This window comes from Agromyces sp. Y575 (assembly GCF_059445445.1).
The window spans coordinates 783,920-810,554 of sequence record NZ_JCAIUI010000002.1 but is presented as its reverse complement, the minus strand read 5'-3'; the positions used below and the strand labels follow the sequence as shown (position 1 = coordinate 810,554).

The following is a 26,635-nucleotide window of genomic DNA, read 5'->3' as shown; positions in this document are numbered from 1 at the left end:
TGGACCACGATGGAAGCGTGGCGCCGGATGAACGCGGTCGCCCTGAACGATCGGAGCACGATGCACTACGGCCACGACCTGCAGTTCGGCACCTTCATCACGCCGAAGAACGACCCACCGCAGTTCGCCGTGCGACTCGCCGAGCTCAGCGAGGCGGCGGGCTACGAGCTCGTCACTTTCCAGGATCACCCGTACCAGCCGGCGTTCCACGACACGCAGACGCTGCTCACCTGGGTCGCGGCGCGCACCGAACGCATCCATCTCTCGGCGAACGTCACGAACCTGCCGCTCCGGCCGCCGGCCGTGCTCGCCCGCGCCTCCGCGAGCCTCGACCTGCTCTCGGGCGGGCGCTTCGAGCTCGGGCTCGGCGCCGGCGGGTTCTGGGACGCGATCGAGGCGATGGGCGGGCGCCGCCTCACGCCCGGCCAGGCCGTCGACGCGCTCTCCGAGGCGATCGACATCATCCGAGGCATCTGGGACCAGGGCGATCGCGCTCGCTTCGAGATCGACGGCGAGTACTACCGGGTCAGCGGCGCCAAGCGCGGGCCGGCACCCGCCCACAACATCCCGATCATCATCGGCGCGCTCAAGCCCCGCATGCTGCGGCTCATCGGCCGGAAGGGCGACGGCTGGCTGCCTTCGCTCACCTACTTGCAGCCCGGCGACCTCGCGGCGGGCAACGCCACGATCGACGAAGCTGCGATCGGCGCCGGCCGCGACCCCCGTGAGATCCGGCGCCTCGTGAACATCGGCGGCCGGTTCTCGGCAGGCGCCGGCGGCGGATTCCTCGACGGACCCGCCTCCCAGTGGGTGGAACAGCTGCTCCCGTACGTCGTCGACGACGGGGTGGGTACCTTCATTCTCGCGAGCGACGACCCCGGCACGATCGCGCACTTCGCCGACGAGGTCGCGCCCGCACTTCGCGAGGCGGTCGCGCGCGAGTTTCGGGTGACGGATGCCGCGGCATCCGCCGACCCGATCGTGGTGTCTTCGGAGGGCCCTTCGACGGGCTCAGGGAGCAGGGGCTCTTCGACGGGCTCAGGGAGCAGGGGGCCTTCGACGGGCTCAGGGAGCGAGGGCGCTTCGACGGGCTCAGGGAGCGGGGGCCTTTCGGCGGGCTCAGGGAGCAATGCCGTGCGCAGCTCGACGGTGCGTGCGAAGCGCCGCGACGGCATCGACTACGACGCCGTGCCCGCCTCGCTCGCGGCCGACGCCATCGAGCCGGGCGATGCCGGCTACGTGCGCGTGAAGTCGACGTACATGCGCGGCGGCGCGCCGGGGCTCGTGCTGCGCCCCGGCGACGCTCGGCAAGTCGCCGAAGCAGTCGGCTTCGCGCGAGCGAACCCCGACGTGCCCCTCGGCATGCGCAGCGGCGGCCACGGCATCAGCGGCCGCTCGACGAACAACGGCGGCATCGTCATCGACCTCTCGCGCATGAATGCGATGGAGGTGCTCGACGAAGCGAGCCGGCTCGTGCGTATCGAGGCAGGCGCGCGCTGGCAAGACGTGGCTGCGTTCCTCGCGCCGCATGGCTGGGCGCTCTCGTCGGGCGACTACGGCGGCGTCGGGGTCGGCGGGCTCGCCACCGCAGGCGGCATCGGCTGGCTCGTGCGCGAACACGGGTTGACCATCGACCACATCCGCGCCGCCGAGGTGGTGCTGGCCGACGGCAGCATCGTGCGAGCGGATGCCACGGAGCATCCGGAGCTCTTCTGGGCCGTTCGCGGCGCCGGTGCGAACGTCGGCATCGTCACCGCCTTCGAATTCGAGGTCGACGAGGTCGGCGCGGTCGGCTTCGCGCAGCTGGCGTTCGACGCGAGCGACACCGCGGGGTTCCTGCAGGCGTGGGGCGACTGGGTCGTCGATTCGCCTCGGGATGTCACGAGCTTCATGCTCATGGGCGGTGCGCGACCGGGCGAACCGCCAGTCGCGCGGGTGATGGCGGTGATCGACTCCGACGACCCCGAGACGGTGCTCGCGCGCCTGCAGCCGCTCGCCGAGGTCGCGCCCCTCGTCGGGCAGGACGTGCGGCTCACGACCTACGAGTCGATCATCTCGAACGCCGCCGACGGCAGTCATGGCGCCGAGGGCGAGCCGACCTCGCGCACGGGCCTCATCGGGCGCATCACGCCGGAGTTCGCCCGCGACGTCGCCCAGTTCATGGCGAGCGGGGCGAGCTACTTCTTCCAGTTGCGCGCCGTCGGCGGCGCCGTGCACGACGTGCCCGCCGATGCCACGGCGTTCGCGCACCGCTCGGCCGAGTTCTCGGTCGTCGCGTTCGGCTCGAGCCGGCACCAGACGAGCGCGCGCTGGAACGAGCTGCTCGCCCCGCACTTCACGGGCGCATACGTCAGCTTCGAGACCGAGCAGGGCCCCGAGGCGGTCGCCGCGGCCTACCCGCCGGCGACCCTCGAACGGCTGCGCGCGATCAAGCGGGAGGTCGACCCCGGCAACCTGTTCCGCGACAACACGAACGTCGCGCCGGCGTAGCCGGGGTTGTGCCAGAGCCCGCTGCGCCGTACTCGCTCGTGCACCTACCTGTGGTTCTCTCGAGAACCGGAATCGAATCGTCGACCGTGCGTTGCATAGGTACATGACGAACATCGCACCCACTGACATCGGCATCATCGGCGCCGGCAACATCGGCGGCACGCTCGCCCGCAAGCTGGTCGAACTCGGCCACCGTGTGACGATCGCGAACTCGCGTGGCCCCGAGACCCTTGCGGCGCTTTTGGCGGAGCTCGGCCCGAACGCGAAGGCCGGCACGCCGGCCGAGGCCGCTGAGGCGGGGGAGTTCGTCATCGTCTCGGTGCCGCTGAAGGCGTACCGCGACATCCCCGTCGAGCCGCTCGCCGGGAAAGTCGTGATCGATACGAACAACTACTACTGGGAGCGCGACGGTCGCATCGCTGAGCTCGACGCCGGTGAGGCCACGGTGTCAGGGCTGCTGCAGGCGCACCTGCCCGAATCGAAGGTCGCCAAGGGCTTCAACAACATCAACTCGGGCTCGATCCTTACCGACGGAACGCCCGCCGGTACGCCGGGCCGCCGTGCGCTCTCGACCGCGAGCGACTTCGACGACGCTGCCGCGTTGGTCACCGCGCTGCTCGACGACTTCGGGTACGACTCGGTCGTCGTCGGCCCGCTCGCAGAGAGCTGGCGCGTCGAGCGCGACCAGCCGGCCTACACGACGCCGCAGAACCGTGATGAGCTCGTGGCGAACCTCGCCCGAGGTGAGCGGGTGTCTGCCGCGTAGGCGCTGATGCGTCGTCGCGGTACGACATTCGATGCTTGACGCGTAGGATATTACCTACGTATAGTGTGGACATGGCTCTCAACACCGTGAAGCGCGACGACCGCGACGACCCGGACGCGTCCGACCCGGACGACAACGGCGACGCCCGGCAGGGCTGAGGGGGCTTCGCTTTGCCTCGCCGTGTCAAGAGCGGGCCGCTGGACGACATGTTCGGCGCACTCGCCAATCCCACGCGTCGCGACATCCTCGACGCGCTGCTCGACGGTGAGCACACCGCCGGGGAGCTCGCCGGGAAGTTCGACATGGCCCGCCCCAGCGTCTCGGAACACCTGCGGGCCCTGCGGGAGATCGGTCTGGTCCATGAGCGTCTCGAGGGGCGTCACCGCTTCTACCGGGTGACGGGCGAACCGCTGGCGGAGTTGATCGACTGGCTCAGCCCGTACGAGCGATTCTGGCGTGACCGGATGTCCGTGCTCGCTGGCGTTCTCGACCGGATGGGCGACGACGATGCCCAACAGTGACCTCACCGCGATCGAGGTCGAACAGTACTTCCCGCACCCTCCTTCCAAGCTCTGGCGGGCGCTGACGACGCCGGAGCTCATGGCGCAGTGGCTGATGCCCAACGATTTTCAACCTATCGTCGGCCACCGGTTCACCTTCCGCGGCCGTCCGGTCGCGCAGACCGGGTTCTCGGGCGACATCGCCTGCCAGGTTCTGGAGTTGACGGCACCGAGACGGCTGCGGATCAGCTGGGCCGACGCCGAAAACCCGGACGGGATGGCGACCGAGGTCGCCTGGACACTGCAGCCCGAGGGGAAGGGCACCCGCCTGTTCCTCGAGCACACCGGCTTCGACCCGGACGACCCCACCCACCAGCTCGCCCGTCAGTTCATGAACGGCGGCTGGCGCAGCCACGTGCTGCGCCGACTGGAGGACCTGCTCCAACACCTCGCATGACCCTCATCCGAAAGGCACGACATCATGGCCCGCACGATCGCGGAGAAGTTGCAGATCAAACCGAACACGGAGCTGCTGTTCGGTCCGTCCGCGCCCGAGCAGCGCGCACTGCTGGATCCGTTGCCCGAGGGTGTGACCGTCGTCGTCGGGATCGACCGTGACACCAGCGACGTCGCAGTGATGTTCGCTCATGACCGTGACGATCTCGACGTCCTGCTGAAGGAGACGTTTCCACTGCTCACCTCGCCGAAGGCGATCTGGATCGGCTACCCGAAGGGCAACAAGGCCGATATCAACCGCGACAGCATCTGGAAACGCGCTGAGGAATTCGGCTGGACCCTCAACGGGAACATCTCCCTGTCTGATACCTGGTCGAGCGTCCGCCTCAAGCGGCAGAGCTGAGTCGATCTCGCCGCGTCGACGTGCGCGTCACTCGAGCCATTCGGTGATGAAGGTCGGGCTCGCGTGGATGTGCGTGGAGATGAGCGCCTCGGGCCCGATGATCACGAACTTGTGCGGAGTCTGCGCCGGCACGACGAGTACCTGACCGCCGACCGCCTCCAGCTGCTCGTCGTCGACCGTGAACAGCGCGCGCCCGTGGCGGATGACGAAGGTCTCGGTGTACGGATGCAAGTGCAGCCGCGGCCCCGACCCGTCTTTCGCGTTGTACGTGAGGATGAGTGACACCTCTGAGCCGATCGACGTTCCCTCGATCGATTCGTGCCAGAAGACGTCGTCTTCGGCGACGCCGCTGCGCTGGTGCATCAGAACCATCGTGTGCTCCCCACGTTCGACGGACACGGTACACCGGGCGACTTGCGACCGCACGCGGGCGCCACCTGTTGGTCGAGTAGGCCGCCCGCGGCCGTATCGAGACCTCGCAACGGGTCTCGATACGTTCGCTGGCGCTCACTACTCGACCAACGGATGGTGCGCTCACTACTCGACCAACGGATGGTGCGCTCACTACTCGACCAACGAGAACCGCAGCCGCGCGGGCTACGCGAGCGCGCCGTCGAGTACGGGGTGCAGGTGGCGCGTGGTCAGCACCGTCGCGGCATGGCGCGAGCCGGCCGCCAGGGCGTCCGCGAGCGGAGCACCGGCCAAGTGCGCGTCGAGCACTCCGGCCATGAACGCATCGCCGGCCCCGTTGGTGTCGAGCACCTCGACCGGCACCGCCGCGACGTCGGCCAGCTGCATCCGGCCGTCTGCTGCAGCAGTGTCGATCGCGATCGCGCCCTGCGCACCGAGCGTGCACACGACGACGGATGCCCCGCCGCGCACGCACTCCTCCATGAAGGGCCGTGGGTCGTCGCCGATGCGGTCGGCGTTCATGAAGATCCAGTCGGCGGCCGCGATGAAGGGCCGGTGGAAGTCGGCGCTGCCGTCGTAGTCGTGGATGTCGGTCCAGATCGGGCGACCGGTCGCGCGCGCTGCGTCGATGAGCGCGCGCGAACGCTCCGAGAGGTCGAGCACGATCGCCGGGGCATCCGTCATCGCCTGCGTCAGTTCGCCCGTCGGCGGCGTACCCGGATCAGCGGGTGCTGAGAGGTAGAGCGAGACGCGCTCGCCGGCACGCGTCATGAGGTTCAGATGGCTTTCGGTGCGGGCGGCGGGCAGGCTCGCGAGCTCGACACCGGATGCCTCGAGCGCGCCCCGCACGCGACGGCCCTCGTCGTCGTCGCCGATGAGCGTATGCAGCAGCACCGGCCGACCGAGCCCGGCGAGCCCCAGTGCCTTGCCCGCAGAGGTGCCGCCGACGGTCTCGTAGTCGTCGAGTGCGAACTGCATGTGCGGCACTGGCTCGGGGAGGTGCTCGAGGTAGACGATGCGGTTCCAGGCGGCGGGTCCGGAGATGACGATGGGCGAGTTCATGGTTCGCCAGCGTAGCGGTGCGGTGGGTCTCGATACGCTCGCTGGCGCTCGCTACTCGACCAACGGAGTTCCGGGTCGGCACTGATGCTCGGGCGGGCGAGCTGGGTCACGCTTGAGTGAGGAACACTCATGAAAGAGGTGCGCCATGCCGGTCACCATCGGCGGAGTCGAGCTGTACATGGGACCGACCGAGGTCGGCGGCCCCGACGATCTCGACCAGGCGGTGCGCGACTTCATCGACGAGGCGAAGCACAACCTCGCGATCGCCGTGCAGGAGATCGACTCGCGCCCGATCGCCAAGGCGATCCTCGCGGCGAAGCTCCGCGGCGTGCGGGTGCGGGTCATCCTCGAGGGCGATTACCTCACCGAGGAGAAGGCACTCGAGGACCCGTGGGGCGTCACGGGTGCGCATGAAGAGAATCGCATCATTCAGGGCGCCCTGCTGAAGGCGAGGGTCGACGTCGTCAGCGACCTGAATCCGAAGATCTTCCACCAGAAGTTCATCGTGCGCGATTCGGGCAAGCCGACGGCCGCCGTGCTCACGGGCTCGACCAACTTCACCCTCACCGACACCGGCAAGAACGAGGCATCCGGAATCGACGCCGGCCAGAACCTCAACCACGTCGTCGTGCTGCACGGCCAGCACGCCGCGACCGAGTACCTGCGCGAGTTCGAACGCATGCGCTCCGGCACGTTCGGCGACATGCACGAGCGCGTCGAACCGCGACCGAAGGAGTTCGACCTGCCCGAGGTGCGGGTGAAGCCGCTCTTCGCCCCGCGGCACGGACCCGAGATGGAGATCATGAAGCAGATGCTGAAGGCTCGCGAGAGCATCGACTTCGCGATGTTCACGTTCGCCCAGTCATCCGGCATCGACGACACGATGATCCGCCTGCGGCCGCTCGTCACGCGCATCCGCGGTGTGCTCGACCGCGGCCAGGGCGCGGCGAAGTGGGCGGCGACGAGCGACCTCGGCCGAGGCGACGTCGAGCTCTTCGCGAACAAGCGCAACACGGGGGTGCGCAAGCTCCACCACAAGCTCATGGTCATCGACGAGCGGCTCATCATCGTCGGCAGCTTCAACTACACGGCACCCGCGAACACCCTGAACGACGAGAACATCATCGTCATCGGCGACCTCGAAGAAGAACAGGGCAGCCCAGCGGATGTCGCACAGCGGGTGCTCGCCCGCTACGCCCTCACCGAGATCGACCGCATCATCGACGACCTCTCGTCGCCGGTGCCTGTCGTGCCCTGAGACCGGAGCGCCACGTCGGCCGTGCCCAGAAGAGCTGCGTGCCCGCACGTGGCGCGCGCCTCGGAGCCACCTGATAGCGTCGTCTCCGCGGTTCGGGCGGGCTTGCAGTCGCCGGTGCCCGAGGCCAAATCGCTCGCAGTCTGGTCGCCGAGCGTTCCCGTGAATGGAGCAGTACACCGTGAATGCGACGAGCACGCTCGCGATCGACGCAGGGCAATCCGGCATCAAGGTCCGGCACGCGGATGCCTCGGGGGTCACGGAGTGGTCGGCGCCCGGTATTCGCACCGACCTGCCGCTGCTGCCGCAGCTTGCCCGCATCATCGAACAGGCGCACGGAGCCGGGCACACTGCCGAACGTGTCGGGCTCGGCGTCTCGGGGCTCACCGACGACGAGACCGACGCCGGCTACCTGCTCGCCTCGGCCGCGCTGATCGGCGCGCGCAGCGTGCACCTCGCGCATGACTCCATCACCGCCTACCTCGGCGCGCTCGGCGACGAGCCCGGCGTCGTGGTCGCGGCAGGCACCGGCGTCGTGACCCTCGCCGTCGGAGTCACCGACATCGCCAGGGTCGATGGATGGGGCTACCTCATCGGTGACGCCGGAAGCGGATTCTGGCTCGGCCGTGCCGGGCTCGATGCCGTCATGCGGCACCACGACGGCCGCGGTCATGCCACAGCGCTGACCGACATCGTGCGTGCGGACTTCCCTGACCTCGAGTCGGCGTACATCGAGTTGCAGGGTGACCCCGAGCGCGTGCAGCGCGTCGCGTCGTACGCCAGGGCCGTCGCTGAGGCCGCAGCGGCCGGTGACGCCGTCGCCGGGTCGCTCGTGGCGGGGGCTGCGCGTGAGCTCGCGGCATCCGCTCTCGCAGGCCTTCGGCGCGTGGGCGCAGCGGATGCCCCGGAGCCGCGGGTGCGCGGAGTCGGCGGCCTCTTCGCGGGTGCCGTCCTGGGGCGCGACTTCGTCTCGGCCGTGCGCGCGACGTTGCCCGGCGCCGAGATCCGGCTCGGCGAGGCGCACCCGCTCGACGGCGCCGCCGCGCTCGCCGACGTTGCGCCGACGAGCGCACTCGCCGCGCACATCGCGCGCGCGACGGCCTGACGCGTCAGGACGGCACGGTCCAGCGCTGGTTCGCCTGGCCGTTGCAGTCCCAGATCTGCAGGAGCGTGCCGTCGACCGAGCTCTGTCCGGTCACGTCGAGGCACCTTCCCGACTGGGGGTTGCGCAGGCTTTGCGCGCTCGCACTGTAGACCCACTGCTGGGCACCTGAGCCGTTGCAGTCCCAGAGCTGGATTTTCGTGCTGTTCGCCGTGCCCTGCCCGGTGACGTCGACGCACCTGCCTGCGTTGGGGTTGCGGATGGTCCCGTCGGCGGCCATCGTCCAGGTCTGGGCGACGCCACTCGCGCACGTGTAGAGCTGCACGGCGGTGCCGTTGGCGGTTCCGGATGCCGCGGCGTCGACGCACTTGCCCGCGAGACCGGTGATCGGTCCGGTCGCGGTCGGCGAGCCCGTGTCGGGGAGCACGACCTCGCCGCGGTTCAGCACCCGTTGGTGGAAGTACGCGGCCTGGATCTCGGCGTTCGTGTTGCTGCCGAGCAACTGCTCGGACCAGATCATGAAGTAGCTCCATCGGGTCTGGCTCGTCAGCAGCGAGCTGTTCGGCGCCTTGCCCATCTCGGCGATCGCGATCGGCTTCGAGCCGGCGATGGACTGCAGCTGCTGGTAGTCGGCGTTGCTCGGGTGGCTCTTGTACCAGACGTCGAGCGAGGCGACGTCGACGTAGTCACCGCCCGGGTAGTAGTTCGCCCAGTCGCCCGCGGCGCTGTCCTGCACGTTCCAGACCCAGATGAGGTTCGTGAGGCCGCGACTGTCGAAGTAGTCGCGCATCTGCTGGAAGATCTTCGCGCCACCGCTCACGCCCGAGCGGCCGCCCCACCAGTTCCACGTCTCGTTCATCTCGTGGAATGGGCGCCAGAGCACCGGCACGCCGGCATCGCGCAGTTGCAGCAGGTAGGGCACCACCTGCTCCATCCGTTGGCGCCACGTGGTGTTCAGGGCAGTGCCGCCCGTGACGATCTGTTCGAACTGGGTCTGCGTGATGCTCGACTTCACGCCGCCTTCGAACTCGCAGGTCGCCGGCCCGGTCGGCGGGCAGACGTGCCACGTCAGAGCCACGAGCGAGCCGTTCTGCCACTGGTTGATCGCCTCGTTCACCACGAGCTGCCGGTTCGCGGCATCGGAGGAGCGGAACATGAGGTCGCCGCCCCAGAGTCCGGGCCACTGGCCCGTGATGTTGTTCACCTGCTGCGTGTACTGCGCCGGCTGGTTCGCGGGCTCCTTGTTGTGCTGACCCGAGACGATCCCGGTGCCCGCGATCGACGTCAGGTAGTCGATCACCGCCTGCTTGTCGCGGGCGGGGAAGGCCTGAGCAGGCTCGGCGGCCGCGACCGTGCCCACCGCCAGCAGGGCGCCGAGTGCAAGCGCCGTCCAGTTCCGAATCCAAGTTCGCATCGTTGCTCCCAAGAGTCGTGGACAGGTCGTCGCCGCGCGACCATCACCCCGTCGTTGCGGTTGTCCCTCGACAGGATTCCGCGGACCGGCCTCGCTGTCAAGGCTTTCATTAACAATTAATGAAAGTCTTGCCGCGGACTGGATGCCGCTGCTAGACAGTTCGCGTACGCAGAAGTCAGACGACAAAGGGGTTGGCCATATGGCGCCGTTCATGCGCACTCGACGTTCACTGATTCTCGGCTCCACGGTGGTGATGCTCGCGGGACTCATTGCGGCACCGGCCGCCGCCGAGCCCGGCGGGGAGTCGGGAGCGGAGTACCGGGAGGCGCTCGATGACTTCTCCGCCTACGCCGACAGCGCAGCCGTGGCATCTGTCTACGGATCGAACCCCAACGGCGGGGCGAGCACGGCGACGCTCATGCCGTCGCCGTTCGGCGCCGAGTTCGGCAACGCCCTCCAGCTCGACTACACCTACCGCAGTGGGTACAGCGGCCGGTCACGTACGGTGAACGGCTACTGGCCGGGACTCCGATCGGTCGACCTCTGGGTGCAGAACGGTGCGCCGGGCCAGGATGTACTCCTGCAACTGTCGGACGGCGCCTCGTACGAGGCGCACCTCAACACCGTGCCGGGCTTCGATGCCGAGTCGACCGCGCCGCAGCACCTGCAGATCCCGATCGCCCAGTTCCGGCCGAAGTCGGGCTCGGGCACGCTCAACACGAAGGGCGTCACGTCGTTCGCGATCTACGCGAACCAGGCCGGCGGGGTGCCGGGAGGCTCGATCGTGTTCGACGAGATCGAGCTCGTCTTCGACGAACGACCGACCGCGCCGACGATCGGCTTCGACACGACCGACCTCGTTGCCGACGGCGTCGGCAACCTCGTGGCGCTCCTGAACCAGACGGCGACGATCCCGGCCGATGCGCGCATCGTGCAGGTCTCGTACACCTCCTCAGACGAGGCGGTGCTGCCCGCGTACGACCGGTTCACGCCCAAAGGCGACTTCGCGGCAGAGGGCGTCGTCGCTGTGCACCTGCAGCAGGTGAAGCTCTTCACCGACGGCACCACGTTCACGCTCGACGTCGACGCCGAGCTGAAGGTCACCGTGGTCGACCTTCCGCCGGCGCTCGATGTCATCGAGTATCTCGATCAACTGACCGGTCATGGCGTGCTCTCGGCGATGCACCACGACCAGAGCTACTCGAATCCCGCGACGAACGACACGCTCCACCAGCGCGTGGCGAACCAGTTCGGGGTCTACCCCGCCCTGTACTCCGCCGACTTCCTCACGGGCGGCACCGTGCAGTACCGGCAGAACATGATCGACGAGGTCGAGCGGCAATGGGCTAACGGCAACCTCGTGCAGATCATGTTCCACGTCTCGCCGCCGCAGTACACCGTCGCCGAGGAGCCCGCGGGCGACTGGGGCGGCGACCAGGCGCACGAGACGCTGCCGAGCCCCAACCGCATCTTCAGCTACCTCTACAACGACCAGTGGGAGGAGCTCATGACCGACGGCAGCGCCCTGAACACCAACTGGAAGCTACGGATGGATGAATACGCGCGGTTCCTGCAACAGCTCGAAGACGCCGGGGTGACGGTGATGCTCCGTCCGTTCCACGAGATGAACCAGCACGTGTTCTGGTGGGGCGGTCGCCCCGACCTCGCCGGAACCCCCGAAGTCGAGGGCAGCCCGGGGCTCTACCGCATGTTCCACGACTACCTCGAGCAGGAGAAGGGCCTCAGCAACATCGTCTGGGTGTGGAACATCCAGGACCTGCCCGACGACTACGGCTTCGCCGACGGCGACGCGAAATTCGACCGCTACGAGGGACTCGAGGGCGGTCTCGCCGAGTACGACGCCAACGACTGGCGTCAGTTCAGCCCCGGCGCGGACTACTACGACGTGCTCTCCGTGGACTTCTACGACCCGCTCGGGTACCAGCAGCGCCACTACGATCAGGCGACGAGCATCGCCGAGGAGCACGGCAAGCCCGTGATCATCGGAGAGACGTTCGTCTTCCCGACGCAGGGTGAGCTCGCGGCGCAACCCGACTGGACCCTCGCGATGCCGTGGGGCGTACGCACCTGGAACTACAACACCTCCGAGGCGATGGCCGCGTTCTACGAGCACAGCATCGGCGCGTCGGGCACGCCGCGGTTCACGACGCGCGACAACACGCTCGTCGTGTCGGAGCCCGCCGAGGGAGCGACGTCGGACGTCGCGCCGGGCTTCTCGGGCACGGCACGTCCCGGCGCTTCGGTCTCGATCACGGTCGCGGGCGAGGTGGTCGGCACCGCGACGGCGACGGATGCCGGGAGCTGGAGGATCGATCCGACGACGCTGCCGGTCGGGGCCAGGTTCAACGCCGTCGTCGAGGCATCCGGAGGAGGCACTGCGACTCTCACCGGACTCGGCATCCGCATCGCCGCGCCCGCCTTCGATGACCTCGAGGACGGCGCGACCGTCTGGCACAAGGCCGACCTCGAGGGAACGGCGCCGGCGGGCACCGACGTCGAGGTCGTGCTCGAGCGCATCATCGAGCGATCGAAGTCAGGGCACGGGCATGGACACCAGCCCTCCAGCCGACCGGTGCGCGGCGACCTCGACGTCGACGCCGACGGCAGTTGGTCGTTCGACCCCGCCCGCAAGCTCGACCTCGGCGAGTACCTGCTCACGGTCACCGCGACACTCCCGGGTGCCGACCCGGAGCTCGGATCGCGCACCTCGTCGGTGACGTTCACCGTCGGGCGTGGTGCGCACGGCCGGCGCTAGAGTGTCACGCTCGCGCGCCGCGCTAGCGTGCGCGGGCGAACAGCCGACGGATGCCGCCGCGCGGGTCGAGGGCCGCGCGCGGCGGCATCGCGAGCATCATGGTCGCCCGGGCGCGACCGTACTCGGGCCACGGCAGCGAGTGGGTCGGCGAACGAGCCGGCGACCCATCGCGGACGAAGGCGGCCGTCATGGCACGGCCGAGGTCGGAGGCGAGCGCGTCGAGGAAGGTCGAAGCCGAGACATCCGGCAGCGCCCCCCGCAGCTCACGGCCGAACGCGGAGGTGACCCCGGGGTCATTCCCGCCGCGGCAGTCGACCCACCCACTGCCGTCGTTGGCATTCGTGCCGATGAGCAGGTCGAGCGCGGCTCCGTCGGGGGTCTCGATGCGGCATCCGCGAACGCGACCCTCACGGACTTCTGCGATCACCGCGCCGCGGCATCCGTCACTTCGTCGCACCCGCCGTGACGCCGTTGTAGATCCACCGCTGAAGCACCAGGAAGATGATCACCGTCGGAATGATGACGATCATGGTGCCGGCCGCGATCACCTCCCACTGCGCGCCGTACGGACCCTTGAAGTTGAAGAGCGCGGTCGAGATCACGGCGAGCGAACTCTTGGGCATGTAGAGGAACGGTATGTAGAACTCGTTGTAGATCGCGATGCCCTTGATGATGACCACGGTGGCGATCGCGGGGGTGAGGAGCGGCAGGATGATCTTGCGGTAGATCGTGAACCGCGACGCGCCGTCGACGAGTGCCGCCTCATCGAGGCTCTTCGGGATCGACTGCATGAATTGCACGAAGATGTAGATCGAGATGATGTCCGTGCCCATGTAGAGGATGATCGCCGACCACGGCGTGTTCACGAGGCCGAAGCTCTTCACGATCTGGAAGGTCGCGACCTGGGTGGTGACGCCGGGCACGAGCGTCGCGATGAGGAACAACGCGAACACTAGCTTCTTGCCGCGGAAGTCGAAGCGGTCCAGCGCGTACGCGGCCATCGTGCCGATGAGGATGGTGCCGGCGACGGCGATGACGAGGATGAACGTCGTGTTCGCGAAGCCGAGCAGCATGTTGCCGCGGGTGAACGCCGTGACGAAGTTCTCGAGATTGAACCAGTTGCCGGGCGGCGCGAGCGGTCCGGTCGTGCTGTACTCCTCGCGCGTCTTGAATGCGGCGAACAGCACGACGCCGAGCGGCACGAGCACGACGAGCGTCGCGACGATGAGCGAGGTGTACTTTCCGGTGGAGACGAGGTGGCGCATCAGCTGAGGGTCACATCCTTGTCGGGGGCGAGACGACGCTGCACCCAGGTGACGACGAGTACGAGGATCAGCAGGACGACGGCCATCGCCGACGCCAGCCCGACCTGCCGGAAGTTGAACGCGGTCTGCACCGTCTGGATCACGAAGGTGCTCGTGCCGTTCGCGCCGCTGGTCATCACGAACGGGATCTCGAAGACCGAGAGGCTGCCCGAGATCGCGAGGATGAAGGACAGGCTGATGATGCGCTTGATACCCGGGGCGATGATGTAGCGGAACTGCTGCCACCTGTTCGCACCGTCGAGCTCGGCGGCCTCGTAGAGCTCGCCCGGGATCGACTGGATCGCGCCGAGGAAGAGCACGAAGCTGAGCCCGGTGAAGCGCCAGACCGAGGTCGCTGCGAGCGAGAAGTTGGCGATGTCGGGGTCGCCCAGCCAGTGCGGGGCGTCACTGAGCCCGAAGATCGCCAGGACGCTGTCGAGGGTGCCGCCGGGCTGGAACAGGTAGAGGAACACGAACCCGACCGCGACGCCGTTCAGCAGGTACGGGAAGAAGAGGATGCCCTTGAAGAAGTTGCGGAAGCGCGTCTTGAACGAGAGGAGCGTCGCGAAGTACAGGGCGATGCCGATCTGCACGAACGAGGCGACGAAGTAGTAGAGGCTGACGAAGAAGACCTGCCAGTACTTCGGATCGGTGAAGACCCTGAGGTAGTTGTCGAATCCGACGAGGTTTCGATCCTTGTCGATGCCGTCCCAGTCGGTGAAGCTGTAGCCGATCATGTTCGCGACCGGCAGGTAGCTGAAGGTCAGGAGCAGCGCCAGGGCCAGGGCGAGGTAGAGCCATGGGGTGTACGGACGCGCCTTCAGCCGAATGGATCGCGTGGGGGAGGGGTGGCCGGGCGGTCGCCCCTCCATCTCCGCCGCGAGCACGCCGGGCGCGCCACCGAGTGGTTGTGTGGTTGTAGTGCTCATTGCCATTCCATCCGGTAGCGCACCGCGGTGTGCGTGAAGCAGGCGGTTACTCGTTGCCGAGGACCTGGTCCTGCGCGTCGTTCCATCTGGTGTTGAGATCTGCGAAGAAGGAGTCCTTGTCGCCGTCGGCGGCACCACGCGCCACGTCGACGAGCTTCTGGCGGTAGATCTGCCCGGCGAGATCGATCTCGGAGGTCTTGATGATCTCGTCCTCGACGCCGGAGTTGCCCGTGGCCGGCGGGATCTCGAGCAGTTCGACGCCGGTGTCGGCGAAGTCCTGGATCGCCTGCGGCAGCTCGCTGTCGATGGGGGTCGGGATGGCGCCCTGGTCCTGCGCGAAGCCCGACTCGTTCACGAACCAATCGAGCCACGCGTTCGCGGTCGCCTTGTTGGAGGAGTTGATGCTGACGCCCGCCTTGTAGTCACCCTCCACGCGAGCGTGGAACGTGTCGTCGACCTGGTAGGGGAACGGCCAGAATGCGATGTCGTCGGGGTCGGCGCCGGCGTCTTCGGCCGCGGCCTTCATCTGCGGGGTCGCCCAGGAGCCGAGGAGCATGGACGCGACCTCGCCGGTGCCGAGCATGACCTTCGAGGCCTCCCAGTTCGTGGTCAGGGGATCCTCCTCGGAGAGGCCCTCGTGCACGATGTCGAACAACAGTCCGTCGGTGATGTACTGGAGCTTGCCCTCCTCCCACGGTGAGGGCTCGACCGGGAAGTCCTCGTTGATGGTGAGTTCGTTCAGGATGGCGCGCTGCTGGTTCCAGGTGCTGAGCGGCCAGCCGTCCTTGTAGTTCGTGTAGAACGGTGTCGCGCCTTCGGCCTTGACGGCCTTCAGCCCCTCGAGGAAGTCCTCGGGGGTCGCGGGCGGCTCGGTGATGCCGGCTTTCTCCCACACGCGCTGGTTGACGACGAATCCGTTGGCCACCCCGCCCAGCGATAGGCCGTAGACCTGGTCGTCGAAGGCCTTCTCGCCGACGAAGCGGTACGTCTCGCCGAGCTCGTCGACGGTGCCGAGCGGCTCGAAGAACTGCGACAACTGGTCGAGCTGCACGGTGTTCGGGATGAGCAGCACGTCGCCGTAGTCGCCGGAGCTGAGTCGCGTCGTGACGTCGCCCTCGTAGTCGGTGACGGCCTCGAACGCCACCTTGGTTCCGGGGTACTTCTTCTCGAACTCGGCCGCGTACTCGGGGAACACGTCCTGCGCGAGGTCGGTGCGGTTCGTGAGAACGGTGATCTCACCCGAGATCTCACCGTCCTCCGCGGCGTTGCCGGCTGAACATCCAGCCAGGAGGCCGACGACGGCCGTTGCCGCCAGAATGTGCTTCATTTCCATGGTGTGGATACTCCTCAGTGTCGTCTTCGACAGGTGCGGGGGATCGTCCGTCGATCCGCAGTGACCAGAGTGAACTGTGGCCACCGCCGATGTCAAGGCTTAGATTACTAATTTATGTAAATGAAACCAAGACATGATCGAGAATGGATCTCGGCGACGATCACCGCGTGACGAGCGGTCCGTGACCCGGTGCGAGCGAGCCTTGCAGCATCAGCGCCGCAGCCCCGACCGCTGCCGTGTCGCGGGGGTTGCTCGACAGGTCCACCGCGATCGGGTGTGCGGCGCGGGCGAACGCGCGCTCTTCGAGCGTCGATCGAATGGCCTTCGCGTAGATCGAGCCGGCGATCGCGAAACCCCAGCCGGCGAGCGTCACCCGATCGAAATCCAGCAGGTTCGCGAAGGTCAGAGTCGCCACCGCGACATGGCGAGCGGATGTCTCGATGAGCGCCTCGGCTGCTGGATGCCCCTGAACTGCCGCGCGGGCCAGCATGTCGAACGCCCGCTCGACGTCGTCGGTGTCGAGCCCGAGCGACTCGCTGAGCTCCCGATCGCGGCGCGCTTCGGCGACGACGGCCGGTGGCGCGGCGTACCGCTCGACGCAGCCGACGTTGCCGCAGAAGCACGGTCGGCCCGACGGATTGATCGAGATGTGACCGAGCTCCGCCGCATTCGAACTCGCTCCGCGGAACAGGGAGCCGTCGACGACCACGCCGGCGCCGATGCCGGCACCCATGTAGATGCAGGCGTACGTGGTCTCGCGTGAGATCTGCCGGCTCCAGAACTCGCCGAGTGCGGATGCCGCGGAGTCATTGTCGACCAGTACGGGCACGGCGACGAGCTCGGCGAGTGCGTCGCGGAGCGGGAACTGGCGCCACCGTTGAAGGTTCGGTGGCCCGAGCACGAGCCCTCGACCGACATCGATCGGGCCAGGGGCGACGATCGCGAGCCCGGCGACCCTGGCTTCGTCGAGCCCGAGCCCGATGAGGAATTCGTGGTAGTTGCGGGCGAGGCGCTGCACGACGCGCTCGGGCTCGTCGGAGCCCGCTCCGTCGAATCGTTGCCTGCCGAAGACGCCGCCGGTGGTGTCTGCGGCGATGAACACCGCGCTCTCGACGCTCAGCTGGATGCCGATTCCGAGCGCCGCCCGCGAGTTGATCACGAGCAGCGAACGCGGCTTTCCGCCGGTCGAGACGGTCGTGCCGGTCTCGCGCACGACCCCGTCTTCGATGAGCTTCCGGACGATGTTGGAGATCGCGGGCTGAGTCAGGCCGGTCGCCTCCGTCAGCTCGACGCGGCTGATCGGACCCGCCGAACGAACGAGGTCGACGACGAGGGATCGACTCCCGGGGCCGGCCGAGGATTCACGTCGTGCCATCGAACTCCACTCCGCTCTCACCTGCCGCTCCACGGCTGCGGGCGTGCAAGTAGGTTAGTTGACAACCGGTGGCGGACGACTGCATCGCGCGGCAGCAGGACAGGAGCAGTGATGGACGAAGTCGGCGTTGCGAACATCGAACGGCCGATCGGGCTCGTGCTTGCGAGACCGTCCCAGATCCTCGGCGACGAGCCGTACTTCCACGAGTTCGTGGCGGGTGCCGAACGGGTGCTGCGGCCGCTCGGCACCTCGGTGCTGCTCCATGTGCTGCCGACCCGTGCCGAGGAGATCGAGTGCTATCGACGCTGGGCTCGTGACGGGCACGTCGCCGCTGTTCTCCTGGTCGACCTGTCTCCCGATGATCCGCGAGCCGAGATCGTGCGTGAGCTCGGGCTCCCCGCGGTCGCGATCGGCGACCCCGAATCCGCCCAGGGTCTCAGTGCAGTCTGGACGCAGGACGACGTGGCGATGGCCGACGCGGTGCGATACCTCGCCAGGCTCGGGCACGAGCAGATCGCGCACGTGAGCGGTCCGAGCCGCATGGCGCACACGATCATTCGCAATACGACGTTCGACGAGACGTGCGCCGAGCTCGGCATCGCGCACTCGCGCATCGAGGCCGACTACACCGAGCAGGCCGGTCGCGCGTCACTCGAGCAACTGATGGGTTCGGATGCCGCGCCGACGGCGGTCGTCTTCGACAACGACCTGATGGCACTCGGCGCATTGCAGGCGGCGGCCGATCGCGGCATCGACGTGCCGGGTGACATGTCGCTGCTGGCGTGGGACGATTCCTCGCTCTGCCAGCTGTCCGCCCCAGAGCTCTCAGCGATGAGCCATGACGTGCAGTCGGTCGGCGAGATGGCAGCGAAGGCGGTGCTCGACGTGCTCACCCGTCGATCCCCGACCGTTCGCCGGGCGGCTCCCGCCGAGGTGGTGCAGCGTCAGACCACCGCCGCGCCACGAAAACATAAATTAATCATGTAAGTATTGACACCTGCGTCCGGCGAAGGCATTCTGTTCGGAGGAACAATCACTCTCCGAGCCCCGGCCGCGGCTGCATCGATGCAGCGCCATGAGCGGCGAGGCACTCGGCGGAGACCGTCTGGAGCCACTGCATGACCCTCATCGACCGCGCGAGCGCGCCCGCCACCGCCGTCCACATCGTCGACCTGAACGGCGAATGGTCGCTGCGCTGGCTGGACGGACCGGCTGACGCCCCCGCGGAGGTTCGCAATCGCGAGCTGCCCGCCATCGTGCCGGGCCAGGTGCACACCGACCTCATGCGTTCGGGCGGCCTCTCCGACCCCGACGTCGGGTTCGGAGAGCTGCGGCAGACGTGGATCGGCCGTTCGCGCTGGAGCTACACCCGCACGTTCGACTGGCAGCCCGCGACATCCCACGCCGTCGAGCTCGTCGCCGAAGGGCTCGACACAGTGGCCGAGGTCATCCTCAACGGCACCACCGTGGCCGAGACGCGCGACCAGCACCTCACCTACCGGTGGGATGTGCGCGAGCTGCTCGAAGTCGGCGCGAACACGCTCGAGGTGCGCTTCGACTCGGCATGGGATGCCGCCGCAGCGCGGGAACGCGAGTTCGGCCCGCTGCCGAGTCCGTACGACGAGCCCTACCCGTACCTGCGGAAATCGGCCTGCAACTTCGGCTGGGACTGGGGCCCCCACTACGTGACGGCGGGCATCTGGCAGCCGGTCCGCCTCGAGGCGTGGACGGCGCGCATCGATCACGTGCGCCCGCTCGTCGAGCTCAGCGACGACCACCGGCAGGCGGTCGTCGACGCGGTCGTGCGAGTGCAGCGCGTGCAGCCGGCGGCGACGACGGTGCACGCCCTCCTCTCCGGCCCCGACGGCACAGTCGTCGCCGACGCCGAGACGCTCGTGCACCAGTCGGGCGACTCGTCGCTGCGGCTCGCCGTCGCCGACCCGCAGTTGTGGTGGCCTGCCGGGTACGGCGAGCAGCCGCTCTACCGGCTCGACATCGTCATCACCGACGAATCGGGGGCTGAACTCGATCGCACCACCCGCAACGTCGGGCTCCGCACGGTCGCCATCGAGACGAGCCCCGACGAACTCGGCGAGCGGTGGGCGATCGCGATCAACGGTCGCCGTGTGCGCGTGCGCGGCTACAACTGGATCCCCGATGACCCGTTCATCGCCGAGGTGACCGACCGCCGTCTCTCCGACCGGCTCGACCAGGCGAAGGACGGCTCGGCGAACCTCATCAGGGTGTGGGGCGGCGGGTACTTCGTCACCGAGGAGTTCCTCGACGGCTGCGACCGCCGTGGGCTGCTCGTCTGGCACGACTTCCTCTTCGCGTGCGCGGGTTACGACGAGACGGGCGGCATGGAAGAGCTCGTGCGGGCAGAGGCCGAGCAGGCGGTCGCGCGGATGTCGAGTCATCCGTCGCTCGCCGTCTGGTGCGGTGGCAACGAGTGCGTCTGGGGCTTCCAGGAGTGGGACTGGCCCGACATCCTCGGCGGCCGCACCTGGGGAGAAGGCTTCTACACCGGGGTGTTGCCGGCCGTCGTCGCCGAACTCGATCCCACGCGTCCGTATGTGCCGAACAGCCCGTGGTCGACGATCCCGGGCGCGCTCACGAGCGACGCGGCCTCGGGCCCGACGCACCTCTGGGACGAGTGGAACGACCTCGACTACTCGCACTACCGCGACTCCGAGCCGGCGTTCGTGTCGGAGATGGGGTGGTGCGCCCCACCGGCAGCGACGACGCTCCGCCGGGTCGTCACCGAGGGCGACCTGCTGCCGCAGAACCCGGAAGTCGTGCACCACATGCGCGCGAGCGACGGCATGCACAAGCTCGCACGGGGCCTGCAACCGTACTTCCCCGCCGCCGAGCGTGAAGAGGACTGGATCTTCCACACCCAGCTCGTGCAGGCTCGCGCGCAGGCCGCGGGCACCGAGTGGCTCCGCAGCCGCGACCGTTGCGCGGGCGTCGTGGTCTGGCAGCTGAACGACTGCTGGCCGGTGCTCAGCTGGTCGGCCGTCGACGGCGACGGCATCGAGAAGCCGCTCTGGCACGCCCTGCAGCGTTCGTTCGCGCCCACCCTCGTCACGTTGCAGCCGCTCGAGCCCGGGGGAGCGCAGGATCCGACCGGAGGCGGCGGACTCGAGGTCGTCGCCATCAACGACGGCAACTCGACGTGGGCGACGGCTGTCACCGTACGACGGGTGAACTCCGCCGGCATCGAACTCGGCCGCGCCGAGATCGAGCTCGAGGCCGTTGCGGACTCGAACGCGCACGTCGCGCTCCCGACGGAGCTGACCTCGCCGACCGACCCAGCTGACGAGTTCCTCGTGGCCGACTGGGACGGCGGCCGGGCGACGTGGCACTTCCGGCCCGACCGTCGCCGGACGACGCCCCGTGCCGACTGGACCGTCGAGACCGCCGAGACCGCCGCGGGTGTCACCGTCACCGTCACGGCCCGATCCGTGCTCGTCGACCTGTGCCTCTTCCCCGATCGCATCGCGGATGCCGCGGGGTTGCCCGGCCGGGCGCTGCGCAGCGATTCGCAGCTCATCACCCTGCTGCCGGGCGAACGGCATTCCTTCCTCGTCAGCGACCGCGACGGCGGGGGGGCGCCGTCGATCGACGGCGACTGGTTCCCCGTGGGAGGCGCGATGCTGCGTGCGGCGAACGACCTGCCGGCGGCGGCCTCGTGATCGCGGGAGTCGAGACCGGCGGGACGAAGATCATCTGCGCGGTCGCCGACCCCGAGCGCCCGTTCGAGTTCGTCGAGTCGATCGAGTTCCCCACGACCACCCCCGTCGAGTCGGGCGAGCGCATCCGCCGGTTCCTCAGCAGTCGGGCTGATGCCGATGAGTTGGAGGCGGTGGGCGTCGCCTCGTTCGGTCCGCTCGACCTCGACCCGGAGTCATCCGACTTCGGCACCATCACGGCCACGCCCAAGCCCGGCTGGTCGCACACCGCGATCACGGAACTCATCGGGTCCGAACTCCCATACGACCTCGTGTCGGATGCCACGGGCTCGGCGATCGGCGAGGCCCGCATCGGCGCCGGGGTGGGATACCCGGACCTCGCCTATGCCACGGTCGGCACGGGCGTCGGCGTCGGTGCGATCATGCACGGCGAGCCGGTCGCCCGAACCGGGCATCCCGAGATGGGGCACCTGCCCATGCGGCGTCACCCCCGCGATCGGTACGCCGGCGGCTGCCCATTCCACGGCGACTGCCTCGAAGGCCTCGCATCGGGGCCGGCAATCGCCGCGCGGTGGGAGCGACCCACGCGCGACCTCGGCTCCTCGCACGGCGACGCGGTGCAGCTCGAGGCGTACTACCTCGGGCAGCTCCTCGCCACGACCGTCTACTCCCTCGTGCCGCAGCGGATCGTCATCGGCGGCGGCGTGCTGAAGATCCCCGGCATGCTCGACGCCGCCCGCGCGGCGCTCGTGCGCGAACTCGGCGGCGCGCTCGGCACCCGGCACCGCTCGAACGATCCCGTCGGATTCGTCGTGCGGCCCGAACTCGGCGATCACGCCGGCGTCACCGGTGCGCTCGCCCTTGCGCACGCACGAGTCACCGCACCCAGGATTCCCGAACCGGCCAGCTGACCGACCGCAACCATCCACGTCGAAGGAGACTTGAGATGACCTTCCGCCCAAGATCCCGCCGCGGGCTCACCGCCCTCGCCCTTGCTGCGAGCGTCGGCGTTGCCGCCGGCCTGCTGAGCGCCGCTCCGGCGGCAGCCGTACCCGCCGCCCCCGACCCCGAGTGGAGCAGTGTGAACACCGAATTCGTCACCCGCGACGGCGGCCGGCTGCTCCTCGAGGGGGATGCCTTCCGCTTCAACGGCGCCAACGCCTACTGGCTCGGCCTCGACGAGAACGTGGGGGGAATCGACTACCCGACGTTCTTCCGCATCAAGAACGCACTCGACACCGCCGATGAGCTCGGGGTCAGCGTCATCCGTTCGCACATGATGACCTCGACCTCCCAAGACGGGGCGAACCCGCTCGCGATCATGCCGCGCCTCGGCGAATACAACGAGGAGGCGTTCCGAACCATCGACTTCGCCATCGCATATGCGGGCAGCCTCGGCATTCGCCTGATCGTGCCGCTGACCGACGAGTGGGCGTACTACCACGGCGGTCATCGCGACTTCACCACCCCGCTCGGGCTGGAGCCGGGTGACTTCTACACGGATCCTGCGGCGATCGCCGCGTATGAGGAGTACGTCGATCACATCCTCTCCCGCACGAACGCGCTGACCGGCGTGCGGTACGTCGACGACCCGACGATCATGGCGTGGGAACTCGGCAACGAGCTCGAGGGCATGACCCTCGACTGGATCAACGACCGCGCCGCGTTCATCACGGCGCGCGCGCCCGAGCAGCTGCTCGCGGCCGGCCGCCGGTTCGACATCGACACCGACACCCTGAACGCACCGCTCGTCGACATCGTCGACGTGCACTACTACCCGCCGACCGCGTCGAAGGTCGCGGCCGATGCCGCGACGATCACGGCGGCGGGCAAGGTCTACATCGCCGGCGAGTACGGGTCGAACTCGGCGTCGGCGGAATTGCTCGATCCGCTCGTCGGCAACGACGACGTCACGGGCATGATGTTCTGGTCGCTGTTCGGGCACAACGACCGCGGCGGTTTCGTGCCCCATGACGACGGCTTCACCCTCCACCACCCCGGCACGACCGACAAGATGCGCGAGCAGACCGCGGCCATTCAGGCCTACGCCGAGGCGCTCGGCACGCCGGCCGGCTGTATCGCGCTCGACCAGCCGCTCATCACCGAGGTCGCGAAGTCCAGCGGGCTGAACACGATCGCGTGGCGTGGTGTCGCCGGTGCGGCCGACTACCTCGTCGAGCGTTCCGTGAGCGGCGGCGACTGGGGTGTCGTCGCGGAGGCGACCGCGGAGCAGTCCCCGATCCTCGACACCGAGGCGACCGGCGACGTGCGCTACCGGGTCACGGCGCGGAAGTCCGACGGCACGGCCGGGCCCGCCTCCGACGTCGTGCATGTCGATGCCGCATCCGGAGTGCTCGTCGACCCGCTCGAGAGCCTCCTGCTCGTCGAGGACGCCGCGAACGTCGCCATCGCCCCGGCCGTCGGCCATGCCGTCGCCGTCGCCGACGGAACTGACGGCGGCGATGCGACCCTCACCTGGTCGACGCCGGGAGCACGCGCGGCCGAGTTCTCGGTCGATACCGGCGACCCGCTCGACCTGCAGGTCTCGAGCAGCGCCGACGGAGAGACCTGGACGGATGCCGCCATCGAGATCGATGTCGCCGCGTCGCCGGCGCGCGTCGTCGCGACCGAGCTGGTAGGCGACCTCATGCGCATCGCCTGGACGGCCGACTCGGGGATCGCGGTCTCCCGCGCCTCGATCGACGGCGTCGCCGAGCGCGCCGCCCTCGTCGACCCGATGGTCGACCTCTCCCGAACGTCGAGCCACTCCGGTGCGTTGTCCGTCGATACGGGGAACCCTGCGCTCTTCGGCGGCGACGCCTCGCGGGTCAAACGCGATTCGGCCGATCCGGCTGAGCTGGTCTGGAGCTACGACGACATCAGCGGCCTCGACCTCACCGCGTGGTACTGGCCCGACCAGCCGGTCGTGCCGCTCGAGCTCTCGGGATCGTCCGACGGCATCACGTGGACGCCGATCGAGCCGGCCGTCGCCGGCAGCGGTGGGAACTGGCTGCGCTACGACTACCGGGTCCGCGGCCTCGTCGGTGTCGACTTCGTGAAGGTGGCGTGGAACGACGCCGCCGGCGAGCCGTGGACGCCGCAGCTCGGATCGCTCGCGCTGTACTCGCCGAACCTCCCGGCACCCACGATCCCCGGCGCGTTCGCGCTCACCAGCCCGGCCGACGGTGCCGTCGGCATGACGGCCGCGCCGCGATTGTCGTGGACCGCCGCGGCGGACGCCGCCTACTATCGCGTCACCCTTGCCCGCGATGCGTCGGTCGAGGACGTCGTCGAGACATCGGGAGCTCTGACGGCCACGAGCTATCAGGTGGCCGCCGAGCTGGTGCCGGGGGCGAGCTACGCATGGCGGGTTGAGGCGGTGAACGGCTCGGGCACCACTGTGGGCGACCCGGCCGTCGCGACCTTCACGACCGCCGAACTGCCCACCGAGGCGCTCATCATCGATGACTTCGAGGCCTACGCCGACGACGCGGCGCTCAACGCCGCCTACGTGCGCAACACCGGCGGGGGGCCGATCGAAGGATCGCTCGCCGAGAACCCGGCCGGCGCCACCCGGGCCGGAGCATTCGCATACGACCTCACCGGCCCCGGGTACGCGGGAGTGGTTCGCACCTTCGCCGACGCGCAGAACTGGTGGGGGTACGAGGGCCTCGAGTTCGACGCCGCCGGTACCCCCGGCGACACGCTCTCGGTGCAGTTCGTCGCGGCCGGGGCGTTCTGGGAGGCGAGCCTTCCGATCGACTCCGCGGAGTGGACCCACTACGAGATCGCATTCGACGACTTCGCTCCGCCCGCGTGGGCGGGAGAGGGCGTGCTCGACCTCAGCAGCGTCTCGCAGCTCGGCTTCTACCTCGGTGGTGACGGCGCCGGCACCCTCACGCTCGATGACGTCGGCACGATGCTCGCTGAGGCTCCGCCCGTCAAGTTCGACGCGAGCGTCGGCCTTCGGCTGTTCCCGATCGGCTTCTCGTCACGGGCGAGCACGGCGAACCTGCACGTCGACAGTGACGGCGAGGTCGAGGGGCAGGTCGTGGAGGTGCGTGTCGGCGGCAAGGTCGTCACCGGCGCAGTCGGGGCTTCAGGCAACGCCGCGCTCACCCTCCCGAAGCTCCGTCCGGGTATTCACGCCGTGACGGCGCATCTCCCCGGCGATGATCGAATCGCCGCTGCGACGAGTCGAACCCGATATCTCCTGGTGCTCTGGTGACGCGCCGGTTTCCAACCCGTTAGCCGAGTAGCGAGCGCCAGCGGGCGTATCGAGACTCGTTGCGAGGTCTCGATACGCGTCCTCCTTCGTCGGGCGCTACTCGACCGGCGGGTGGGCCGCAGGCGGCCTACTCGGCCAGCGGGTTGGCCTGGGTCAGCCGCGGGCGAGGAACGCCTCGATGCGGTCGAACGCGCCGATCCAGACCTGCGTCTGGAAGAAGTCGCGCACCTCGGGCGTCGGGAAGCCGGTCTGCTCGACGGTCACGAGCGTGCCGCCGTCGTTCGCCTCGAACGTCATGACGACGTGCGTCGTCATGGTGGTGCCGTCGGGCTCGCTACCGGTCGACTCGGTGACGAGCCGGTGCGGGCGGTCGATCTCGAGGAACGTCTGCACCTCGCGGAACAGTGTGTCGCGGTTGGGCCCCCAGACGGCGGTCTGCGTGCCGCCGACCCGCAGGTCGACGTCGATCTCGACGACGCCGGGCTCTTCATCGAGGATCGAGAACCAGACCTTCTGCTTCTCGGCGTCGGTGTAGGCGTCGAACACCTGCTCGGGTGTCGCCGGCAGCTGACGCTGGAGCCGGAGTCCGATCGTCTCGTTCATCGCGGTGTCGCTCATGATTCCGTTCCTTTCGTGAGGGTGAAGTAGGCGTCGAGGCCGTCGAGGCGTCGTGCCCAGAGTTGCTGGTAGAAGGTGATCCACGACATGGCGTCGTCCAATCGCTCGGTGCCGAGGCTGACCTGCCGCACGCGGCCGACCTTCTCGGTCGTGACGAGCCCGGCGGTCTCGAGTACGTCGACGTGCTTGCGGATGCCGGTGAGTGTCATGCCGCTCGGTTCGGCGAGCTCGGTGATCGTGGCGGAACCGCTGCCGAGCCTGGTCAGGATGCCGCGCCGGGTCTCGTCGGCGAGTGCCGCGAAGGCCCGGTCGAGCGTTGTCGGGTCGAGGACTTCTTGCTGAACCATGTGGTTCAGTGTATGACGCTGAACCGAAAAGTTCAATAACCGATTCTGTCGGTCGCGTAGCGAGCGCCAGCGAGCGTATCGAGACCCGGTGCGGCGTCTCGATACGCGTCCTTCTCCGTCGGGCGCTACTCGATCGGCGATTGGGGGTGCGGGGTCTCGATACGGCCACGGGCG

22 protein-coding genes are annotated in these 26,635 nt (G+C 68.5%); 12 read left to right on the top strand and 10 right to left on the bottom strand.

Features of this window, described 5'->3' with window-relative positions:
• Window positions 1-27: 27 nt before the first annotated feature.
• The 5 genes from AC1C2U_RS09815 (at window position 28) to AC1C2U_RS09795 (ending at window position 4,615) form a co-directional block, all read left to right on the top strand.
• Window positions 28-2,490: an LLM class flavin-dependent oxidoreductase gene (locus tag AC1C2U_RS09815; RefSeq protein ID WP_495361563.1), complete on the top strand. Its 2,463-nt coding sequence runs from the start codon at window positions 28-30 to the stop codon at window positions 2,488-2,490.
• A 103-nt stretch (window positions 2,491-2,593) separates the two neighbouring features.
• The gene (locus AC1C2U_RS09810; RefSeq protein WP_495361562.1) at window positions 2,594-3,256 is read left to right on the top strand and encodes an NADPH-dependent F420 reductase; all 663 of its coding nucleotides are present in this window, start codon (window positions 2,594-2,596) and stop codon (window positions 3,254-3,256) included.
• A gap of 206 nt (window positions 3,257-3,462) precedes the next feature.
• Window positions 3,463-3,777 (top strand): ArsR/SmtB family transcription factor, encoded by a 315-nt coding sequence (locus AC1C2U_RS09805; RefSeq protein WP_495361561.1) that lies wholly within the window; start codon window positions 3,463-3,465, stop codon window positions 3,775-3,777.
• On the top strand, window positions 3,764-4,213 hold the full coding sequence (locus tag AC1C2U_RS09800; protein ID WP_495361560.1) for an SRPBCC family protein: 450 nt from the start codon (window positions 3,764-3,766) through the stop codon (window positions 4,211-4,213). The genes AC1C2U_RS09805 and AC1C2U_RS09800 overlap by 14 nt, the downstream gene beginning before the upstream one ends.
• 24 nt (window positions 4,214-4,237) lie before the next feature.
• Complete coding sequence (locus AC1C2U_RS09795; protein WP_495361559.1) at window positions 4,238-4,615, top strand: DUF3052 family protein; 378 nt, start codon at window positions 4,238-4,240, stop codon at window positions 4,613-4,615.
• A 27-nt stretch (window positions 4,616-4,642) separates the two neighbouring features.
• Here the strand turns inward: AC1C2U_RS09795 and AC1C2U_RS09790 are convergent, their stop codons facing one another.
• Together AC1C2U_RS09790 and AC1C2U_RS09785 are read right to left on the bottom strand one after the other, a co-directional pair.
• Window positions 4,643-4,978 carry a cupin domain-containing protein gene (locus AC1C2U_RS09790; protein WP_495361558.1) on the bottom strand — a complete coding sequence of 112 codons (336 nt, stop codon included), beginning with the start codon at window positions 4,976-4,978 and terminating at the stop codon, window positions 4,643-4,645.
• A 234-nt stretch (window positions 4,979-5,212) separates the two neighbouring features.
• Window positions 5,213-6,088 (bottom strand): carbohydrate kinase family protein, encoded by an 876-nt coding sequence (locus tag AC1C2U_RS09785; protein ID WP_495361557.1) that lies wholly within the window; start codon window positions 6,086-6,088, stop codon window positions 5,213-5,215.
• 145 nt (window positions 6,089-6,233) lie between these two features.
• On the opposite strand from AC1C2U_RS09785, the gene AC1C2U_RS09780 reads away from it, so the two are divergent.
• Both AC1C2U_RS09780 and AC1C2U_RS09775 read left to right on the top strand, forming a co-directional pair.
• Window positions 6,234-7,346 carry a phospholipase D-like domain-containing protein gene (locus AC1C2U_RS09780; protein ID WP_495361556.1) on the top strand — a complete coding sequence of 371 codons (1,113 nt, stop codon included), beginning with the start codon at window positions 6,234-6,236 and terminating at the stop codon, window positions 7,344-7,346.
• 163 nt (window positions 7,347-7,509) lie between these two features.
• Window positions 7,510-8,448: a BadF/BadG/BcrA/BcrD ATPase family protein gene (locus AC1C2U_RS09775; protein WP_495361555.1), complete on the top strand. Its 939-nt coding sequence runs from the start codon at window positions 7,510-7,512 to the stop codon at window positions 8,446-8,448.
• A gap of 4 nt (window positions 8,449-8,452) precedes the next feature.
• Here the strand turns inward: AC1C2U_RS09775 and AC1C2U_RS09770 are convergent, their stop codons facing one another.
• On the bottom strand, window positions 8,453-9,859 hold the full coding sequence (locus tag AC1C2U_RS09770) for a glycosyl hydrolase (protein WP_495361554.1): 1,407 nt from the start codon (window positions 9,857-9,859) through the stop codon (window positions 8,453-8,455).
• 211 nt (window positions 9,860-10,070) lie between these two features.
• On the opposite strand from AC1C2U_RS09770, the gene AC1C2U_RS09765 reads away from it, so the two are divergent.
• Entirely contained in the window at window positions 10,071-12,635 is a 2,565-nt protein-coding gene (locus tag AC1C2U_RS09765) for a glycosyl hydrolase (protein WP_495361553.1), read from the top strand.
• A 22-nt stretch (window positions 12,636-12,657) separates the two neighbouring features.
• On the opposite strand, the gene AC1C2U_RS09760 is transcribed toward AC1C2U_RS09765, so the two are convergent.
• The 5 genes from AC1C2U_RS09760 to AC1C2U_RS09740 all read right to left on the bottom strand — a co-directional run bounded on the left by AC1C2U_RS09760 (window position 12,658) and on the right by AC1C2U_RS09740 (window position 17,576).
• Complete coding sequence (locus AC1C2U_RS09760) at window positions 12,658-13,062, bottom strand: hypothetical protein (RefSeq protein WP_495361552.1); 405 nt, start codon at window positions 13,060-13,062, stop codon at window positions 12,658-12,660.
• 16 nt (window positions 13,063-13,078) lie between these two features.
• Window positions 13,079-13,900 carry a carbohydrate ABC transporter permease gene (locus tag AC1C2U_RS09755; RefSeq protein WP_495361551.1) on the bottom strand — a complete coding sequence of 274 codons (822 nt, stop codon included), beginning with the start codon at window positions 13,898-13,900 and terminating at the stop codon, window positions 13,079-13,081.
• Window positions 13,900-14,874 (bottom strand): carbohydrate ABC transporter permease, encoded by a 975-nt coding sequence (locus AC1C2U_RS09750; RefSeq protein WP_495361550.1) that lies wholly within the window; start codon window positions 14,872-14,874, stop codon window positions 13,900-13,902. The genes AC1C2U_RS09755 and AC1C2U_RS09750 overlap by 1 nt, the downstream gene beginning before the upstream one ends.
• Before the next feature lie 40 nt (window positions 14,875-14,914).
• Window positions 14,915-16,195 (bottom strand): ABC transporter substrate-binding protein, encoded by a 1,281-nt coding sequence (locus tag AC1C2U_RS09745; RefSeq protein ID WP_495361549.1) that lies wholly within the window; start codon window positions 16,193-16,195, stop codon window positions 14,915-14,917.
• A 166-nt stretch (window positions 16,196-16,361) separates the two neighbouring features.
• The gene (locus AC1C2U_RS09740) at window positions 16,362-17,576 is read right to left on the bottom strand and encodes an ROK family transcriptional regulator (protein WP_495361548.1); all 1,215 of its coding nucleotides are present in this window, start codon (window positions 17,574-17,576) and stop codon (window positions 16,362-16,364) included.
• A 111-nt stretch (window positions 17,577-17,687) separates the two neighbouring features.
• Here AC1C2U_RS09740 and AC1C2U_RS09735 point away from each other — a divergent pair, with 111 nt between their 5' ends.
• The 4 genes from AC1C2U_RS09735 to AC1C2U_RS09720 all read left to right on the top strand — a co-directional run bounded on the left by AC1C2U_RS09735 (window position 17,688) and on the right by AC1C2U_RS09720 (window position 25,496).
• Window positions 17,688-18,563, top strand: coding sequence for a LacI family DNA-binding transcriptional regulator (locus AC1C2U_RS09735; protein WP_495361547.1), 876 nt, complete (start codon window positions 17,688-17,690; stop codon window positions 18,561-18,563).
• A gap of 131 nt (window positions 18,564-18,694) precedes the next feature.
• The gene (locus tag AC1C2U_RS09730; protein WP_495361546.1) at window positions 18,695-21,271 is read left to right on the top strand and encodes a glycoside hydrolase family 2 protein; all 2,577 of its coding nucleotides are present in this window, start codon (window positions 18,695-18,697) and stop codon (window positions 21,269-21,271) included.
• Window positions 21,268-22,179, top strand: a complete 912-nt coding sequence (locus AC1C2U_RS09725) for an ROK family protein (RefSeq protein WP_495361545.1) — start codon at window positions 21,268-21,270, stop codon at window positions 22,177-22,179. The genes AC1C2U_RS09730 and AC1C2U_RS09725 overlap by 4 nt, the downstream gene beginning before the upstream one ends.
• Before the next feature lie 35 nt (window positions 22,180-22,214).
• Entirely contained in the window at window positions 22,215-25,496 is a 3,282-nt protein-coding gene (locus AC1C2U_RS09720; RefSeq protein ID WP_495361544.1) for a carbohydrate binding domain-containing protein, read from the top strand.
• A gap of 153 nt (window positions 25,497-25,649) precedes the next feature.
• Here AC1C2U_RS09720 and AC1C2U_RS09715 read toward each other — a convergent pair whose 3' ends face one another.
• Both AC1C2U_RS09715 and AC1C2U_RS09710 read right to left on the bottom strand, forming a co-directional pair.
• A complete protein-coding gene (locus AC1C2U_RS09715) occupies window positions 25,650-26,114 on the bottom strand; it encodes an SRPBCC family protein (protein WP_495361543.1) in 465 nt (154 codons plus the stop codon).
• Window positions 26,111-26,461 (bottom strand): ArsR/SmtB family transcription factor, encoded by a 351-nt coding sequence (locus AC1C2U_RS09710; RefSeq protein ID WP_495361542.1) that lies wholly within the window; start codon window positions 26,459-26,461, stop codon window positions 26,111-26,113. The genes AC1C2U_RS09715 and AC1C2U_RS09710 overlap by 4 nt, the downstream gene beginning before the upstream one ends.
• Window positions 26,462-26,635 lie beyond the last annotated feature (174 nt).